The organism is Planomicrobium sp. CPCC 101110 (genome assembly GCF_007859395.1).
In the GTDB taxonomy this organism is placed as follows: Bacteria; Bacillota; Bacilli; order Bacillales_A; family Planococcaceae; genus Planococcus.
Window position 1 is genome coordinate 884893 of sequence record NZ_VOHD01000003.1, and the last position, 18324, is coordinate 903216.

At 42.3% G+C, this 18324-nt stretch carries 15 protein-coding genes and 1 pseudogene; 15 read left to right on the forward strand and 1 reads right to left on the reverse strand.

The features are described from left to right. Window positions 1-164 precede the first annotated feature (164 nt). From FQV30_RS04355 to FQV30_RS04395, 11 genes and pseudogenes are all read left to right on the forward strand, one after another. A complete protein-coding gene (locus tag FQV30_RS04355; RefSeq protein WP_146498901.1) occupies window positions 165-1025 on the forward strand; it encodes a hypothetical protein in 861 nt (286 codons plus the stop codon). A gap of 138 nt (window positions 1026-1163) precedes the next feature. Continuing rightward, window positions 1164-2576: a TcaA NTF2-like domain-containing protein gene (locus FQV30_RS04360; protein ID WP_186725518.1), complete on the forward strand. Its 1413-nt coding sequence runs from the start codon at window positions 1164-1166 to the stop codon at window positions 2574-2576. A gap of 524 nt (window positions 2577-3100) precedes the next feature. Beyond that, window positions 3101-3328: pseudogene (locus FQV30_RS04365) on the forward strand (hypothetical protein); the annotation flags it as partial. Window positions 3329-3365: 37 nt separating this feature from the next. Continuing rightward, window positions 3366-3638, forward strand: a complete 273-nt coding sequence (locus FQV30_RS18330) for a hypothetical protein (RefSeq protein WP_370512355.1) — start codon at window positions 3366-3368, stop codon at window positions 3636-3638. A 25-nt stretch (window positions 3639-3663) separates the two neighbouring features. Beyond that, window positions 3664-3765, forward strand: a complete 102-nt coding sequence (locus FQV30_RS18335; RefSeq protein ID WP_370512356.1) for a sortase family protein — start codon at window positions 3664-3666, stop codon at window positions 3763-3765. A 13-nt stretch (window positions 3766-3778) separates the two neighbouring features. Then, window positions 3779-3958 (forward strand): sortase domain-containing protein, encoded by a 180-nt coding sequence (locus FQV30_RS18340; RefSeq protein ID WP_370512357.1) that lies wholly within the window; start codon window positions 3779-3781, stop codon window positions 3956-3958. Window positions 3959-4437: 479 nt separating this feature from the next. Then, entirely contained in the window at window positions 4438-5859 is a 1422-nt protein-coding gene (nhaC, locus tag FQV30_RS04375) for a Na+/H+ antiporter NhaC (RefSeq protein WP_146499567.1), read from the forward strand. A gap of 451 nt (window positions 5860-6310) precedes the next feature. Further along, window positions 6311-7522 (forward strand): hypothetical protein, encoded by a 1212-nt coding sequence (locus tag FQV30_RS04380; RefSeq protein ID WP_255473304.1) that lies wholly within the window; start codon window positions 6311-6313, stop codon window positions 7520-7522. A gap of 473 nt (window positions 7523-7995) precedes the next feature. Then, window positions 7996-9003 carry a TRAP transporter substrate-binding protein gene (locus FQV30_RS04385; RefSeq protein WP_146498904.1) on the forward strand — a complete coding sequence of 336 codons (1008 nt, stop codon included), beginning with the start codon at window positions 7996-7998 and terminating at the stop codon, window positions 9001-9003. Between the two features lie 67 nt (window positions 9004-9070). Then, window positions 9071-9571, forward strand: coding sequence for a TRAP transporter small permease (locus FQV30_RS04390; RefSeq protein ID WP_146498905.1), 501 nt, complete (start codon window positions 9071-9073; stop codon window positions 9569-9571). 8 nt (window positions 9572-9579) lie between these two features. Then, entirely contained in the window at window positions 9580-10857 is a 1278-nt protein-coding gene (locus FQV30_RS04395; protein WP_146498906.1) for a TRAP transporter large permease, read from the forward strand. Window positions 10858-10894: 37 nt separating this feature from the next. Here FQV30_RS04395 and FQV30_RS04400 read toward each other — a convergent pair whose 3' ends face one another. Continuing rightward, window positions 10895-11902 (reverse strand): LacI family DNA-binding transcriptional regulator, encoded by a 1008-nt coding sequence (locus FQV30_RS04400; RefSeq protein WP_146498907.1) that lies wholly within the window; start codon window positions 11900-11902, stop codon window positions 10895-10897. A gap of 247 nt (window positions 11903-12149) precedes the next feature. Here FQV30_RS04400 and FQV30_RS04405 point away from each other — a divergent pair, with 247 nt between their 5' ends. The 4 genes from FQV30_RS04405 (at window position 12150) to FQV30_RS04420 (ending at window position 18234) form a co-directional block, all read left to right on the forward strand. Then, entirely contained in the window at window positions 12150-13646 is a 1497-nt protein-coding gene (locus FQV30_RS04405) for a tagaturonate epimerase family protein (protein WP_146498908.1), read from the forward strand. A gap of 19 nt (window positions 13647-13665) precedes the next feature. Continuing rightward, entirely contained in the window at window positions 13666-15093 is a 1428-nt protein-coding gene (uxaC, locus tag FQV30_RS04410) for a glucuronate isomerase (RefSeq protein ID WP_146498909.1), read from the forward strand. Window positions 15094-15108: 15 nt separating this feature from the next. Continuing rightward, a complete protein-coding gene (locus FQV30_RS04415; protein WP_222434311.1) occupies window positions 15109-16134 on the forward strand; it encodes a Gfo/Idh/MocA family protein in 1026 nt (341 codons plus the stop codon). A 195-nt stretch (window positions 16135-16329) separates the two neighbouring features. Next, entirely contained in the window at window positions 16330-18234 is a 1905-nt protein-coding gene (locus FQV30_RS04420) for a glycoside hydrolase family 28 protein (protein WP_146498910.1), read from the forward strand. Window positions 18235-18324: the final 90 nt, after the last annotated feature.

Consider the following 18324-nt stretch of genomic DNA (forward strand, 5'->3'; position numbering starts at 1 on the left):
CAAAAGAAAAATATATGATATTATTTATCTAGTATTTTAAGACTACTAACATAGCCTATTATTTACTAAGAGATTTATCAACCTGGCTATAAAGAAAAGGAGGCAAAGTAGTAAAAGCTATAGGCATGTAATATATTAACCAAACAATCTTAGGAGGAAGAAAAATGAAATGTGAAAAATGTAACCATGAACAAACTACAGGTAAATTTTGTGGAAAATGCGGGAATGCACTTGTAGCACAAACGTCAACTAATACGGGACCTACTTTCCAACAGGTATCTACCGCGCAGCCAGTAATTTCAGCTCCCTCAGCAGCACCAACTTATCAGGCACCTACTGATCCAAATCTACATGTAGAAAAAGTTAAAGAAACTTCTAAGCAGTATTGGGCCTATTTTTTGGAACATTTGAAAAGACCGTCTACGATTCTTGAACGCTATGATATGAATTTTATAAATGCATTAATCACTTTTGCGATTTTTGCATTGGTCACCGCGTTAAGCATTAACGATATGATTGGCTATTTAATTGCTCCTGTTGATGAATTTAGCGAGATGTTTGTAGAGGAGAGCTTAAAGCCCTCATTCGTTAAAATATTGCTTTATGTTGTCGTGGCATTAGGAGTAGTTTTTGCACTATCAATTGGTTCGCTTTTTGCTGTTTCTAAATTTTTTGGTCCTCAAACACATTTCAAGCCGCTCGCTACAATGTTTGGCACTTATCTAATTCCTTCAATTTTAGTAGTATTTGCAGCTTATCTTTTACTATTAATAGACTCTAGAGGAATTGGCAGTACTTTATTTACTTTAGGTTTATTATTCAGCATTTTTGTAATGCCATTATTTTTAATTACAACGCTTATCAATCAAAAATCACAACAAATTGATTCTTTTTATGCATTTATCGCTTATATTGTTTTATTTGCTATTGGCCTTTCAATTATCCTTTCTGTATTTGTAGACGCGACACTTAGCGATTTGATTTCACAAATAAATGATCTAATGGGTGGCTACTCAAGTTTTTGAAAATTAATCAGTTTAAAATTTGAATAGAAGCAACTTAAATAGAAAGTCGTTACAAATTTTATAGATATTGCAAAAAGTCTAGTGATAGCAGGTCGTAAATCAACTTGTACTTAAAAAGATAGAATAGGAGGGAAAGCTTTGGAGAAATTTTGCCAGGAGTGTGGAAACAAGCTTGAAGCAAATCAAACTTTTTGCCCGGAATGTGGTACACCCATCCAAAATTCTAGCGAAGTAGAAAGTTCAACTCCAGCGAGTTATAGTTTAAATACCCAACCAGTTACAGAAAAAGTGAAAAAGCCAATGTCATTGAAAAAGAAAGTCAGTTTAGTACTAGTGGCAATATTAGCCATTGGTCTTGGTGCAGGACATTATATGATAGAGGCCAAAACTTCTCCGCAAGAGAAAGTGAATGCCTTCTTATCGGCACTGGCAATAGGCGATACAGAAGGAATTATGAAAGAAATTATAATTCCTGAAAATATTGTAAAAGATGATCAGGTATTCACCGAGTATTTGGAATCCCAAGATCTTGAAGCATTTCAAAGCAGAATTTATGAAGCGGCAAGCGGAGTGGAAAGTGACGGTATTGCTCGCTTTGTTTCACATGAAAATGGAGAAGACATTTTACGTATTACACAAGAGAAATTCATAGGACTGTACCCTGTAATTGAAATCGAAGCAATTCCTGTTGAAGTGAAATTTTTGACAGATATCAAAAATGCCGAATACCAATTGGGCGATAAAACAATTCAAGCTGATGAAAGCGAAATAGAGATAGGTGCTTATTTACCGGGAGTTTATCAATCAGCCTTGACCGTTACAAACGGAGAAATTGTTCGTACGATGAATGAAGAGCAAGAAGTTTCAGGTGATGGAAATATGACAATAGAAATTCTAGAGGCACAGGTAATGGTGAAGATATCTTCCGATGATCCGAATGCAACTGTTTATATTGATGAAAAATCTACAGGTAAAACTGTAGATGAGTTATCTGTTGTAGGGCCAGTTTCCGAAGAAGATACCATTTCAGTTCATGTAGAGCGCAAAAACAAAAAAGGTGAAATTGAAACCTCTATAGAAGAAACAGCGTATGCAGGTGATGTGTTGGAACTGCCAATTTATCCAGAAGAGGAAGAAACAGTTGCGGCTGAAGAAGAGGAAGCAACTGATTCAGAAGCTTTTACAGAAGAAGCACTCGCAGATTTCATTACTCATTTCCGTTCCGCCTATCAAAGTGCTTTAAACAGTAAAGATTACTCCATAGTGGAGGACTACTTACTGGAAAATTCAGAAACTAGTAAGGAAGTAGAAGATTTCATTGCTGATATTGGCACTGACTATTATTTGTATGAATTTATTACAGACAACGTAACTGAATATGATATCCAGGAAGACGCAGCTTTTATTACTACGTATGAAGAATTCGATTTTACTAATCATTTAGATGAAGTTACAAACTATAAGCGAAATAAGCGTTATAAGATTGTAGAAGGCGAAGACATGTATAAAATCGCAGAAATCGATATTTTGGATACAGAAAGAGAAAAGTAGAAATTGCTTGTTTTGATAACATAAGCAATAGATAGCACCGATGTTTAAAAAATCTTTCCATCGTTTAAGAGGTGGGAAGGAAAACTTGTTTGCGGCAAAATTTCGTAAGAGAAGTGAACAGTATAAATAAGAGGCATTTAAATTATGAGGAGCTTGACCTTTACAGGTTGAGCTCCCTTTTTTTATAGAATTCACTCATAAAGGTATAGACGAATTACCGATGATTTCACTGTTATCCATCTTGTTGTCCCAATGATCACCTGAACACTGGTTATAACAAAGATTCCAATAATAACAATTCAAATAGTAAATAAAACGTTTCAATACTCCCAAACTGTACTCCATTGAATTCATATAGATCCTTTTGATAGTTCTCAGAAGTTTTATGATTCTAACATTTCTAACAAACCTATTGGCATACCTGTATAATAAAACAGATTTTAAAATTTCGGGAGGCATCGGTTTGCCAGGCTTAAAAGAGAGAGAACCCTATTTTGATACATATTCATCTACTGGAGGATTTTGATGAACAACAACTGCTTGCGGTGATTCACAAGCGGGCTGAATATCAACGGAACGGGTTCTTTTATCCGGAACTTGCCATGTATTTTAAAAATCCCGAGAGGATCGAAGGCAGTTTCTTTATCCGCCATCATTCTTTCCGTACGCACATTGATGATAATGAACACTATCTTTCGGGCTATATTGCTTATTATAATGAATTAACAGCGGAAACCAGCAGTGTAGAATAAAGGCATCTGCTTCAAGAAGATTAAGGAGAGTACCGGAATGCAAAAACTAGGGAATTTGCTTATTGTTGTCGGTATCGTGCTGATAGGTTACTTTGTTTATGAATCGAAGACTCAGGAAATGGCGCAAAGCGAGTCGCTTGAAAAGGCAACGGAAACGATCGAACAGGCGCAAAGCGGACTGGAAGAGAGAGAAGGACCGGAAACAGAGGTGCCCGAACATTTCAAGGCGGACCCTCTGGAAGCTTTCGGCATATTGGAAATACCAAAACTGGACAAAGCTTTGGGGAATTGTGGAAGGCGCGGATGCTGATGTTTTAAAAAAAGGCGTGGGGCATATGCGTGAGACAGTATACCCGGGACAAGGTGAACAGATTGTTCTTTCCGGCCACCGGGACACGGTTTTCCGCGACTTTGGCAAACTGGAAATAGGGCGATGAATTTATCGTTAATATGCCGTATGGAAAATATAGATACGAAATCCGTGAAACCAAAATCGTTCCTGAGGACGACACCACCGTGGTTAGGAAAATGGGGGAAGAAGTACTTGTGGTCTCCACGTGCTATCCATTCAACTTTATCGGATCGGCCCCTGACCGCTTTGTTGTCTATGCCTATCCCGTGGAAAATTAGATTATGCTTTTGGGCAGCATGTCCAAGCGTGATTCAATGCAATCTAGTGCGATCAAAAACCCTGTCCAGACATTCCTTGGACAGGGTTTTTGATTCGGTGGAAAAGCCGGATAGTCATGTTTTGCCGTGCTAAAGATAAATTGAGGACTGGTCCTTATAATGTTTGGTGTAGTTTTGAAGATCAGAAGTGCTTCTATACTACACTCCCTTTTGAATTTTTCAAGCTTCTGTTTCAGTATGAAACTCTTATCATAACGGCTCCAAAAAGGTTGATTATTATACACGATGTTCTTTTTTTATACCTTTTGAAATCAGAAAAACAGTTTTCTCAAAACAGTTTGATAACGAAATGGCCGCTTGATATTATTACAAAGAAGTAAATTGAAGCGATGAAACAAAGGGGCGGATGCGGAAAGGGACGTATGAACGGAGCCGATGAAAAGAGGAAAGAAACCAATCATGTACAAGGGGGAAAAGGGATGAACGGAACACTGTCGCCGTTGAAAGCGATTACACTCATTGCGGTATCGATTGCCATTATATTTGGCGGTATTATTTTCATAGATGCAGAATCAACCATTGTGCTGCTGGCTGCTGGAACGGCACTTATCATTCTGAGTTTGTTGTGGGGCGTGAAATGGGACGATATCGAAAAAGACCTTATGGATAATTTGCGCGCCATGTTCATACCGATTCTTATTTTGCTTGCAGTCGGCCTGATGATCGGGGTCTGGATGCTGTCCGGGACGATCCCGATCATCGTCTATTACGGATTGCTCCTGATCAAGCCAAGTGTTTTTCTGTTTGTGGCGTGTCTCGCATGCGCACTGATGTCCGTCATGGCAGGCACTTCTTGGGGAACGATCGGCACGATCGGTGTAGCGTTCATGGGCGTTTCAATCGGTTTGGATATTCCTCTCCAGTACACTGCGGGGGCTGTCGTTGTCGGAGCCATTTTCGGTGATAAGATGTCCCCTTTATCGGATACGACCGTTATGGCCGCTGCCGTCACGGATGTGAAATTGGTGGATCATATCAAGCATATGCTTTACACCACATTGCCCGGACTGGTCATTTCATTGATACTTTTCCTCATATTGGGCTTTCAGTTCAGCGGACAAGTGGAAAATGAACAAATCACAAGCATTTTAAGTACGCTGGAATCTAACTTTAATTTGAACCCTTTGCTGCTGCTTCCGCCTTTTGTCATCTTGTTTTTGATCTATCGGAACAAACCGACTTTGCCTGTTTTTGGAGTGGGGATCTTGCTGGGTGCGTTGCTCGCTGCCGTATTCCAAGGAAACGGGCTGTCGGAAATAGCGCTTGCTTTGAATGATGGCTACACCGCTTCGACAGGAGTGGAAGTTGTGGACAGCATGCTGCAGCGCGGCGGCCTTTCCAGTATGCTCGGAACAGTCGCTTTGCTGATTGCGGCAGCCATTTTCGGCTCGCCACTGCGTACTGCCGGCGTGATCGATGAGATTTTGACTGGCATCCAGAAAGTCGTGAAAACAGGAAAAGGCATCATGATGTCGAGCTTGTCGCTCCACGCGTTCCTGTTCGTCATCACCGGAAGCTATTATGTCACGTTCGCCGTACTCGGCCCTATGATGAAATCGATGTATGACAAATATGGCCTGCACCGCAAGAACTTCTCCAGAACCTTGGAGGATACAGGAACCGCATTGGCACCACTCATCCCGTGGAGTGTAACGGGCGCATTCATCGCCGGGACACTTGGCGTTCCGACGCTGCAATACGCGCCCTTCGCACCGATGCTGTACCTGGGAATAGTCTTTGCAATCCTTTATATCTTTACCGGTTTCGGAATTTCAAAAGTTGAAGCTCCGGTGGCCGGAAAAGAGAAAGCGGTGCCTGCGAAGAAAGTGATGCAAAACTGATCGGAAAGAATGTGAAAAATTCATTCATCATTGAAAAGAATGTAAGAATGAACCTTAGCGCACAGATGTAAGGGAGTGATTGATCTGCCAAAAGCTTGTTCTTCTAAACAGAACAAGCTTTTTTCATGTATCAGAACTCATTCTTTAATTGATGGAATACATAGAAAAATTTGACAATATACCTCGCTATAAGTAATCTTAGTTTTGTAATTGCAAAGAAGTTGCAGGCGATTGATTTCAGGTTAAGGAAAGGGGAGGCTTATGAGAAAATCTAAGGTATACAGGAGGGTAAATGACTGATTCTCTTTTTTCTAGAAACTTGTATCTTTTTTATTCATTCGTGTTTTTTGTCCATATCCTCAATGTGTTTTTAAAAAGCGGCAAGCTTAATTATTTTTTGGGTATTTTGGCGATTATTATGCTGCTTGTTTCTTATAAGCAGGCATCAAAATTGTTTAAAATCCTTTCTGGCACTTTTATTCTGGCAGGGGCATTATTATTTGCTTCCACTGATTTTTCTCTAAGGCAAATCCCTGCTATATTGACTTCCAATATGCCGCTGCTGACGCTTCTGGCGATGCTGCCTTGGATGACTAGCGTTGTAAAAAGCGGACGATTTGACAGGGATCTGAAGCAAGTAATGGAAGTGAACGTAAAAGATCTTGGAAAGCTGTATCCACGCAGTTCAATTATTACATTGGTGATGGCGGCGTTTTTGAACTTGACTTCGACGACTATCGCTCAAGATGTATTGAAGAAAAACTTGAAGACATTCGACAAGAAAGTCAGGAATTCGTTCATTAATACAACGACACTTAGGGGCTACTCTTTAGCGCTCCTTTGGAGTCCGTTGGAAATTTTGCTGGCAGCCTCGATATTTGCCACCGGTGTGGACTATTTGGATTTATTGCCTTGGCTCTTGCTGATTTCAGGCGTCACTTTATTAGTCGACTCCATCTGGGGCAGGTATCAATACAGGAAATACACTTACAATCACGTTGCATGTGCAGGGCAGCCGATTGATATGAAAAAATTAATAAAAAAATTACTCCATTTGATTAGTGCACTTGCATTGTTTTTAACTTTAGTCGTTTCTCTGGGCAATCTTTTCAATTTGGAATTTATTTTCACAGTCACTGTCTTGATTCTTCCTTTTTCACTGGCATGGTCGGTTTTAATGAAAAGATTTCGGCGGTTCTGGGTAATCGGTTGGGAAACATGGAAAGAAAAAACCAACTCTATGCAAAATTTTATTGTGCTGTTCATCTCGTTAGCATTTTTCGCGAATAGCAGCAATGGTACTTCTTTTCTGGACGTAATTCAGGAGCCGCTGGTGGGAATGGCAGATAAACCATGGATGGTTATGATTACCATTCAACTGCTTTTTATATTTCTCAGCATGTTCGGCATTCATCCAGTCGCTACAATCGGAATTTTAAGCAGCGTTGTTTCCACTCTGATCGCCTTCATGAATCCAATCAGTCTCGCAATCATTCTCGTGACCAGTTCTATCTCTACTTTGACTGTCGGAACTTACGGCCTGGTCGTTACCTTGACATCGGCCAATATGAACCAGAGCCCATATAACATTACATTACAGAACATGCCTTTCGCTCTTCTTTTCGGCGGAATTGGCTCCATCACTGCCTATATGCTCTTATAAAAGCTTAGCCTGCAATTTGTTGAACCAGCAGAAGAAATTATGAACCGTTTTGGAATATCGACCATTTATAGATAATTATGAGATGCCTGATATAAATTCCCAGAAGAGCTTGATTTTTAAAACGCTTACAATTATAATTAAATTAAGAATAATAAGACTTTTCGGAAGCTTCCAGCTCTGGAAGTCATCCACTTATTCCTTTTGGCTCTTCAAGGAAAAACAGCCGACTTTATGTAATTCAATCATTGATTCTAAAGAAAGGAAGTGATCTGCTCGCCTTGCCTGCTCATCCTACATTCCAGATGGTGACGAGCCAAAAGGCCGGTGTTTTATTGGCTTGAAATGATTGGCTCACTATTGTATTGATGGTTATTGTTTTATTATGAACCAAAATAACAACGTTGTAAATTTTAATTTGACTGAAAAACGGGACTTTTTAGAGGAACTGATATAAGAAAACGGGGGGATTATAAATGAAAATGAAAACGCTATCAATTTTGGTGATTATGACGATTGTGGCTTTGGTTCTTGCGGCGTGCGGAAGTGGCTCAACAAGCGGAAGCGGAGGTTCTTCTGGAGAAGGAACCATCACATTGAAGTTAGCTGAAAACCAGCCAGACGATTATCCTACGACAATCGGGGATAAGGAATTTGCGAGGTTGGTCGAAGAGAAAACAGAAGGGCGCTATAAAATTGAAGTTTACTCTGGCGGACAGCTAGGCGAAGAAACGAATAGTATTGAACAGGTTCAACTTGGTTCTATTGACTTGGCCCGTGTTAATGCATCCCCTCTTTCTCAATTCGCGGAGGAAATTGGTGTTACATCAATGCCATTTTTGTTTGAAAGTGAAGAAGAGAAATGGGAAAAGCTGAATGGCGATGTCGGCCGGGAGCTGTTGGATACATTGGATGGCAGCAATATGGTTGGTCTGGCATTCTATGATTCTGGTGAAAGAAGCTTTTATAACACAAAACGTGAAGTTAAAACACCGGAAGATATGAAAGGGTTGAAGATCCGAGTTCAAAATTCCGAAATGTCTATCGCTGTAGTTGAAGCTTTAGGCGCTTCTGCAACACCGATGGAGTATGGGGAAGTGTATTCCAGCCTGCAGACAGGGGTTATTGATGGGGCAGAAAACAATTTTCCAAGCTATTACACTTCGAACCATTATGAAGTAGCACCATACTATACGGTAAATGGCTATACGGGAACACCGGAAGTTGTAATTGCTTCTCAAAAGTTGTGGGATACATTAAGTGATGAAGACAAAGAGTTATTTAGAGAAGCTGCATTGGAATCTGTAGAAGTTCAACGTGAAGCATGGGCTGAATTGACGGAAGAGTCAAAAGCGGCGGTTGTGGAAGGCGGCAGTAAATTGGTTGAAGTGGATGATATCAAACAGTGGAGAGACGCTGTTCAGCCTGTATACGATAAATACGGGGACCAATACAAAGAGTGGATTGAGAAACTGTCGAACTAAAAATCGGTGAAGAGGGAGGGGCGGTATACCGTTCCCTTTCCTGTTTCTCTTTTTAGGAGGAAAACCTATGAAAATGTTGAAGTTTTTGAAAACGTCCGTGGATCGCCTTTTACTCATCACCGCATTGACCATGCTATTGGCAATGGTAATTACCATTATTGTTCAAGTCTTTTCCCGTCAAGTGTTCAGTTACACTCCTTCCTGGTCAGAAGAAATCTCCAAAATTCTTTTTGTATGGGTTAGTTTTTTAGGAATTGCATATGGTTTTAAAGCAAGGCTACACATTGCCTTAGGCCTGTTAGTGAATAAGATGCCCAAAAAAGTCCAACATGTTTTTGATTATTTAGCAAAAGCGCTGATTGTAGCGTTCGGGTTGATCATGATTTATTATGGATGGCAGTTTACGACCTTGATGGGTAATTCCAATATGCCGGGAACCGGTTGGCCATCCAGTGTTTTATATGCAGCGATACCGATATCAGGAGTTTTTGTGACATTCTACGGACTTGAACTTTTCTTCCAAAAAGGCCTGCATACAGAATTCGATGATATAAGTGAGGTTCAGTGACTATGACTATGGATGTATTAATTTTGATGGGCAGTTTTCTTATCCTGTTGTTGCTTCGGGTGCCGATAGCCTTGAGCCTTGTTGTTTCGTCTTTGCTGACAGGAATTTATATGGGGGTTGATCTCGCCGCGCTTGTACAGCGGATGGTGGGAGGGTTAAACTCATTTTCTTTACTGGCTATCCCATTCTTTATACTTGCCGGTGAAATCATGAATGAAGGCGGCATATCACGCAGGCTGATTGACCTTGCAAACGTATTGATCGGGAAAATACGCGGTGGGTTGGCGTTGGTGAATGTTTTAGCCAGTACTTTTTTTGGAGGTATTTCCGGCTCCGCTTTGGCTGATACTTCATCACTAGGCTCTGTGCTGATCCCCATGATGAAGAAACAGAAATATGATACAGATTATTCGGTTTCCGTTACAATCTCCAGTGCTACGCAGGGAGTTATGATTCCCCCGAGCCATAATATGATTATTTATTCCACTGCTGCTGGCGGCGTCTCGGTCGGTTCTCTTTTTATAGGAGGCCTTTTGCCAGGATTGTTGCTTGGTTTGAGCATTATGATATTAACGTATGCGATTGCTGTTAAAAAGAATTATCCGAAAGGCGAACGTGTAGCGAAAGAGCAAATCCCGAAAATCATCAGAGAAGGCCTGTTAGGTCTGCTTACAGTCGTCATCATTATGGGCGGGATTTTAAGCGGATTTTTCACAGCTACTGAATCGGCAGCAATTGGTGCACTTTACGCATTCCTCATCACATTTCTTGTTTACCGGGAAGTTTCGATTAAACGAATGGGCGTTATTTTGCATAATACATTTAAAACCTTATCGATGGTATTATTCCTGATTGGTGCATCTTCTGCTTTCGGTTGGTTATTGGCCATGCTGCGGGTCCCGCAAATGGTAGCAGATGCAATGATCAGCATATCCCCGAACAACGCTGTCACTATTCTTTTAATCGTTGTAATCCTGCTGATGCTCGGTATGGTAATGGATATGGCGCCGCTTATTCTGATTGCTACACCGATTCTTTTGCCTGTCGCGATTACCGCAGGGATGGATCCTGTGCATTTCGGCATTACGCTCATTTTGTGCTTGGGCATCGGCTTGGTGACTCCGCCGGTCGGATCCGTCCTCTTCGTCGGTTCTGCGATCGGACGAATATCGATCGAGAAAGTCTCGAAATCCATGTTGCCGTTCTACGGGGCAATGTTGGTCGTTTTACTGCTGGTAGCTTATGTGCCAAGTTTTTCTTTGTGGCTTCCAAGCTTTTTTGACTAAAAAAAGGTTCCCTTATGAAAAGCATAAGGGAACCTTTTTAGTTAAAGTCGGTGCCAGTGTTTCTCTTTATGCATGAGTTTCTTTCTGAGAGTACGGGAGTTAGCTTGGTTGAATGCTGGACTGGGTTTTCATCTTCCACCAGTTTGATGATGGTATCAACGATTTTTTTCGCCAAATCTTCGATTGGAACGCCGACACTGGTCAGTGGAATTTCCAATGTTGCCATTTGCGGAATATTGTCATAGCTAATCAAGGAAATATCCTTTGGAATGTCTATGTGGTGCTGCTTTAGGCCACGTATAATGCCGCTGCTTATATCATAGCTTCCGCCGACGATGGCAGTGGCCCGATTTGGCGAAGCCAGAAATTCGTGCACGGCTGAATAGCCGGCATGCCAATCAAGTCCGCCGGTGTTGATGATATTGCTTTCATCCGGCACATCCAAATTGAATTTTTTTATGGCATCTCTGAAAGCTTCGTACTTTTTCAACTGGCGTGGATCGGCTTTTGATATATAACCGATATAGGCGATGTTCCGGTGGCCCAATTCATATAAATAGGAAACGGCCTGCAGGATTGCCTGTTCATGGTTCGGATCAATGACAGGATAGGATGAATGGCTTTTGCTGCTCACACCATATACCAGCACCGGAAAAGGGTAGTTCCGGGCCTGTATGCCGACATCTTCCTCAAACAAAATGACGCCATCCACTTGGTATTTTTTGAATGTTTCCAAGGATTTATCGACAGGTTCGACGGATAAAATCATGGAATATGGAGTTTTGTTTATTTCATTGCTGATTTTGGTTACCAATACGGCCAAAACAACTCGCTCAATCGTTGGCCATATAAGACCGATAATCTTTGTTTTTTTAGAAACCAGGCGCTGAGCCGCAAAGTTAGGCTCATAACCCATTTCCTGGGCGATGGCAAGAACTTTTGTTTTTGTTTTTTCTTTAACCAAAGGACTGTCGTTCAATGCTTTGGATACTGTTGAATAGCTGACGCCTGCCACTTTTGCGATATCTTTTATCGTAACTGTCATGTGATCACCTGAAAAACTTCATATTTTCCTTAAATGTACCATAAAGAAAGGGTTTTAACATTATTTTTAGAGCAGTACAAAAGAAAGAATGTTAAAATAAAGAATTTTTTGAAAAAATAGGTTTTAAGGTTGTTTTGGGATGTGAAATGTTTTAAGATAAATTTACAACGTTGTTATTTTTTATTCCTCTTTTTGAAAGCGTTATCAAAACATCAATGCAAATGAAAACAAGGAGTTGGAGATTACGATGGAACAATTTGAAACGGCAGTGGAATTTCTGGAACAAGGAACATTGGAGCAGGCTAGTGGCAAAAACGTTAAAGTTTACGAAAAATCGGTTGCCGAGAAGGATGGCACGAAATTGGTCATGGTACGTGATGGAAATCAAAAATGGATCATCGCCTCGGGGAAAGGGGAATTGCTCAATGAGTTGGAGGGCGGAAAGATAGGGGAAGGCAGTAAGGTTTGTCCTCTTTCGCATGAAAATCGGTTGGTGTTGAACCGGCATTTCGACTATACAGTTCCCCAGGCTTTCGGCAATAAGCAGGCGACGATGGGGTTGGGCGACCGCTTAGGAATTGCTTCGCCGGGACATATTGAAGCACTTCGGAACAGAAAAGTGAAGCCGATTCTTGCTCAGCAGAGCATTCGGGAGCTTACTTTAACGAACAGATCGATGAATGACATGCTTGATGCGGCTTCTTTTGCAGTGTTCCAGGAAGGCTATAAAGGCGGGTTCGGTGCCGATGGCGACCATATCAAGGAAGAAAAAGATATTCAGTATGCTCTTTCTCTTGGAGTGTCGATGTTGACGCTTGACTGCTCTGATCAAATTAAAAAAAATATCGAAAACGCTCCAGCCGAAAAGATAGAAGCTGATTATGAACAGCTTCCAGAAGACGCAAAAAGCTATTTCAACAGCGAATATTTGGATAAAGAATTTGATGTGAATGGGCTATCGATAAAATTCGATAAAATCACATTGATGAAAAATGTATTGACCTATGCTGAAGCCTTGGATTATACGGAACGGGTTTACAAAGAATATATTACCCAGGCGGGACGCCCGATCGATTTTGAATTGTCTATTGATGAAACGGAAACAATCACTTCGCCAAATGCGCATTTCTTTGTCGCCAATGAGCTTAAGGCAAAAAAAGTGATAGTCAACAGCCTGGCTCCTCGATTCTGTGGAGAGTTTCAAAAAGGCATTGACTATATCGGGGATATTGAGCAGTTCGAGCGTGAACTGGAAGAACATGCATTGATTGCTGAGTTTTTCGGCTATAAGTTGAGCATCCATTCCGGCAGCGATAAATTTTCGGTATTTCCTATTATTGCAAAATACACGAAAGGCGTCCTGCATGTGAAAACTGCCGGAACAAACTGGCTTGAAGCAGTAAGGGTGATTGCTGATGTCAGACCGGATCTATATCGCCGCATGCACACTTACGCATTGGAGCATTTGGATGAAGCATTACAGTATTACCATATCACACCGGACATGAGTAATATTGTCCCGCTTGAAGGCAGGCCGGATGCCCAGCTTCCAGAATACATGAATAACAATGCAGCGCGGCAAGTTCTTCATGTAACGTATGGCATCTTGCTTACTGCTAAAGATGAGGAAGGCAATTTCTTATTCAAGGATGAGTTTTTTGATACGTTAAATGAAAATGAAGAGGTATACCGCGAAGCGCTTGTGAAACACATAGGCAGACACGTTGACCTTCTGAATCTTTAAAATAGAAAGGATAGTTCATATGCGATCATTTATGGATGAAAATTTTTTATTGGAAAATGATACAGCAGTTCAGCTGTATCATGGCTATGCAAAAGAAATGCCGATTATCGACTATCATTGCCATTTGAGCCCGAAAGAGATCTATGAAAACAAAAAGTTTAAGAACGCCGCGGAAATTTGGCTCTATGGCGACCATTACAAATGGCGCGTGATGCGGGCGAACGGGATAGAAGAAGAACTCATTACAGGCAGTGGCTCTGATTATGATAAGTTCCTGGCTTGGGCAAAAACGGTTCCTATGGTTATCGGCAATCCGCTCTATAACTGGACGCATTTGGAACTGCAGCGCTTTTTCGGTATCTATGAATTGTTGAATGAAAAAACGGCGCCGGCAATTTGGGAAAAGATGAACACTTTGCTGGACGGCGAAGGGTATGCGGTACGTGATTTTATCCGCAAGTCAAAAGTAGATGTGGTATGCACAACTGATGATCCTGCAGATAGCTTGGAATACCATATAAAGTTGAGAGATGAAGCGGATTTTCAAACAAAAGTATTTCCAAGTTTCCGGCCTGACAAAGCGCTTGAAATCAACAAAGATGGATTTGTCGATTGGATTGCTAAGCTTCAGGAGGTTTCCGGAACAACAATAGACTCCTACGAATCTTTCCTTGGAGTCCTGGAAGCGAGAGTCGACTTTTTCCATTCTGTCGGCTGCCGCGTTTCCGACCATGCCATTGATACAATGATGTATTCAGAGACGGATGAAGCAAATGCAGGAGAGCATTTCAAACGCGCATTAGCAGGAGAAAAAGTTCCGCTGGAAGGCGAGAAAGCATTCAAATCTTTTACACTGACATTCCTCGGGAAACTATACGCCAAGCGCGGATGGGTCATGCAGTTCCATATCAACGCTCTGAGAAACAACAACTCCCGGATGTTACAGCAACTTGGCCCTGATACAGGCTATGATTCCATGAATGACGAAGCGATTGCGAAGCCGTTAGCCCGCTTGCTGGATTCTTTGGAAAAAGAAGATGCCCTGCCTAAAACTATTTTGTATTCTTTGAACCCGACGGACAATAATACATTGGCGGCGATGATCGGAAATTTCCAAGGGGGCGGAATTCCAGGGAAAATTCAATTAGGGACAGCATGGTGGTTCAACGATACGAAAACCGGCATGTTGGATCAAATGCAAGCGCTTGCTAATATAGGCGTCTTCAGCCAGTTTATCGGCATGCTGACAGATTCGCGCAGTTTTCTTTCTTATACACGGCATGAATATTTTAGAAGATTGGTATGCACATTTATCGGAAAATGGGTGGAAAACGGAGAGGTTCCGGATGACATTGAATTTTTGGGAGAAATCGTCCAGAAAATTTCTTACCATAACGCAGAGGAATATTTTAATTTTCAACATTTGCCTGCCGGTTCGCTAAAGTGAAAAGGAGGTGCATCATTGGATAAGCCGATAAACTTCGCGATTGTGGGCTGCGGGGCGATCGCCCTGCAGCATATCGAAACGATAACGGAATTGCCGGGTGCCAAGCTTTCAGCTCTTTATTCCAGGAACACGGACAAAGCAAATGAGTGGGGACAGAAATATCAGGTGAAGTCCTATTCGGACTACGACCGGCTGCTTGCAGACGAATCCATTGATGTGGTCGTCATATTGACGCCAAGCGGCACCCACGCAGAATTTGGAATCCGGGCAGCACAAGCGAAAAAGCATGTGATTGTTGAGAAACCCATCGATATCACTCTGGAAAAAGCAAACGCGCTAATAACGGCTTGCGGGGATGCGGGTGTGCTATTGAGCTGCATTTTTCAACATCGGTTTGATGATGCGGTCCTCAAGCTAAAAGAGGCTGTCGAGGAAGGCCGGCTGGGGCAGTTGAATCTGGGAGTTTCCCGTACGACATGGTACCGGCCCCAAACATATTACGACAGCGCAGAATGGCGTGGAACCCGCGCGCTTGACGGAGGCGGGGCTTTGATGAATCAGTCTATCCACTATATCGATCTCCTAATATATATCATGGGACCCGTTGAGGAAGTATTCGCTTATTGTGCAAGGAGAGCGCATGAACGAATCGATGTGGAAGATATTGCGGCCGCTGCCGTGAAATTCAAATCGGGGGCTGTCGGTTTAATAGAAGGAACTACTGCGGCTTTCCCGGGATTCAATACAGCTTTGGATATTTTCGGGGAAAAAGGGAGTGTCCGGATCGACTCGGATCAGATTGCTGGGTGGCATATCCAAGACATGGAAGAAGAGGCTGTTAGTGCCGGCAGGAATGCGGAAAAAGAAGCTCAATTCGCTGAAACCGCACTTTCATTTATGCGCCAGTACGAAGACATCACCCAAGCAATCGCAGGTGGCACTGAACCTCTTGTCAACGGCAAAGAAGCAGCCAAATCACTGGAATTGATATTGGCAATCTACAAATCCGCTGAAACCGGCAGACCGGTTCAGCTGAACTGAACCGGAAAGGAAATTCAAATCTAAAGCTTTAACAGAGTTTGATAGGAAAGGACAGCGGCCGATCTTTCTGAGTGCCCCCTGCTGTTTTCCGATTTATCACTCGCATCCATCTTCATAGAAGACATCAAGAGCAAGCTAGTGAACGACTGATTTATTACAGGAACTTACAACTATTCGAAAATAGGGAGGACCAAAATGAAAAAGTCTTTGATAGCACTACTGCTTTCTTCAGTTTTAATCCTGCAATACGCTTTTGCCCCGGAAGTTACTCAAGCAGCAGAACCGGACGTCTGGGAAACTGAGCTGCCGAAAATTTTAGCAAATATCGAAAAGCCGTCTTTTCCTGATAAAGATTTCTCGATTATCGATTTTGGTGCGGCAGCAGATGAAACGGCAAAATCGACCGAAGCCATCAATGCTGCAATTACGGCAGCACACGAAGCGGGAGGAGGCCGTGTAGTTGTGCCAGCGGGCAAATACTTGACTGGTGCAATCCATCTGAAAAGCAACGTTAATCTGCATATAGAAGAAGGGGCCACTGTGCTGTTCAGCACCGACCCCAAAGATTATCTTCCGCTTGTGAAAACAAGGTGGGAAGGCGTGGAACTGTACAACTATTCCCCGCTTATTTATGCCTATGGCCAGGAAAACATCGCTGTAACCGGAAAAGGGACCCTTGATGGACAAGGAAGCAATGAGGATTGGTGGCCGTGGAAAGGCAAAAAAGAATACGGCTGGACAACAGGGGAACCCCATCAAGCAGCAGCAAGGGATAAATTGTTCCAGATGGCTGAAGATGGAGTGCCGGTGGAAGAAAGAAGATTCGGAGAAGGTTCTTATTTGAGACCGAGCTTTATCCAGCCTTATGAAAGCAGCAATATCTTAATAGAAGGCATAGAAATAAAAGATTCTCCTATGTGGTTCATCAATCCCGTTCTTTCTGAAAACGTAACCATTGATGATGTAACGGTAGTTGGCCACGGACCGAACAACGATGGCGTGGATCCGGAATCCAGCAAAAATGTTCTGATAAAAAATTCTCACTTTGATACGGGCGATGATTGCATCGCGATCAAGTCAGGGCGTAATGCAGACGGCAGACGAATCAACGTCCCTTCGGAAAATATCGTGATCCAAGGAAATGAAATGCGGGATGGCCACGGCGGAGTGGTAATCGGCAGTGAAATCAGCGGCGGTGCCAGGAATGTTTTCGCAGAAGACAATGAAATGGATAGCCCCAATTTAGACCGCGTGCTGCGCATCAAAACAAATTCAGTCCGCGGTGGTATTGTAGAGAATGTTTATTTGAGAAACAACAAAGTGAACAAGGTTGGCGGAGAAGTCGTCCGCATCAACATGATGTATGAAGAAGGGGATGTTGGTGACTTTACGCCAATCGTCCGCAATATCGAAGTGGACGGGCTCGACAGCAATGGCGGCAATTACGGCATCTATATAAAAGCCTACGACCGGTCGCCAGTCCAAAATTTGAAAATCACAAATTCGAGTTTTGATAATGTAAAAACTCCGACGCTGATCGAGAATGTGGAGAATATGGTTTTATCAAACTTTACGATTAATGGCAAGAGCTACGACAATGTGGCGCCTGTCACGACACCAGAAGTGATTGGGGAACGCTTGTCGAATGGAGAGTATCTTGACGGTGCAGAAGTCCGCTTTGATGCACAAGATGCGGATGGAATTGCGAAAATCCGCTATCAGATTGAAGATCTTCCGTGGACGGATTATGCAGATCCTATTTCAATCAATGAAGCGGGGGAAACTGCAATCCGCTATCAAGCATTCGATAACACAGGCAACCGGGAATCGGTGCAGACGATTTCTGTGAAAGTTCTTGATGCCAACACAAAGAGCTTGAAAGAGTTGATCCAGCAAACAAGTTTAAGCAACAAAGGCATGGAAAATTCGCTGCTTGCTAAAATCGGAACTGCTGAGCGCCATTTCGCAAAAGGAAATGTGGAACAAGGGAATGGGGCTTTGAACGACTTGTTGAAATTTATCGGCAATAAAAAGGAAGACCAAATTCCTGTTGCCCTCAGAAGCGACTTATCGCTGGTGATAAAAAGATTGATGGAGTAAAACTCGGATAACCCGTTCGAAATTCCAAGCGGATTGCCCTTGAATCCTAAATGGCAAGAAGCATTTCCAGGATTCAGGGGCATTTGACTT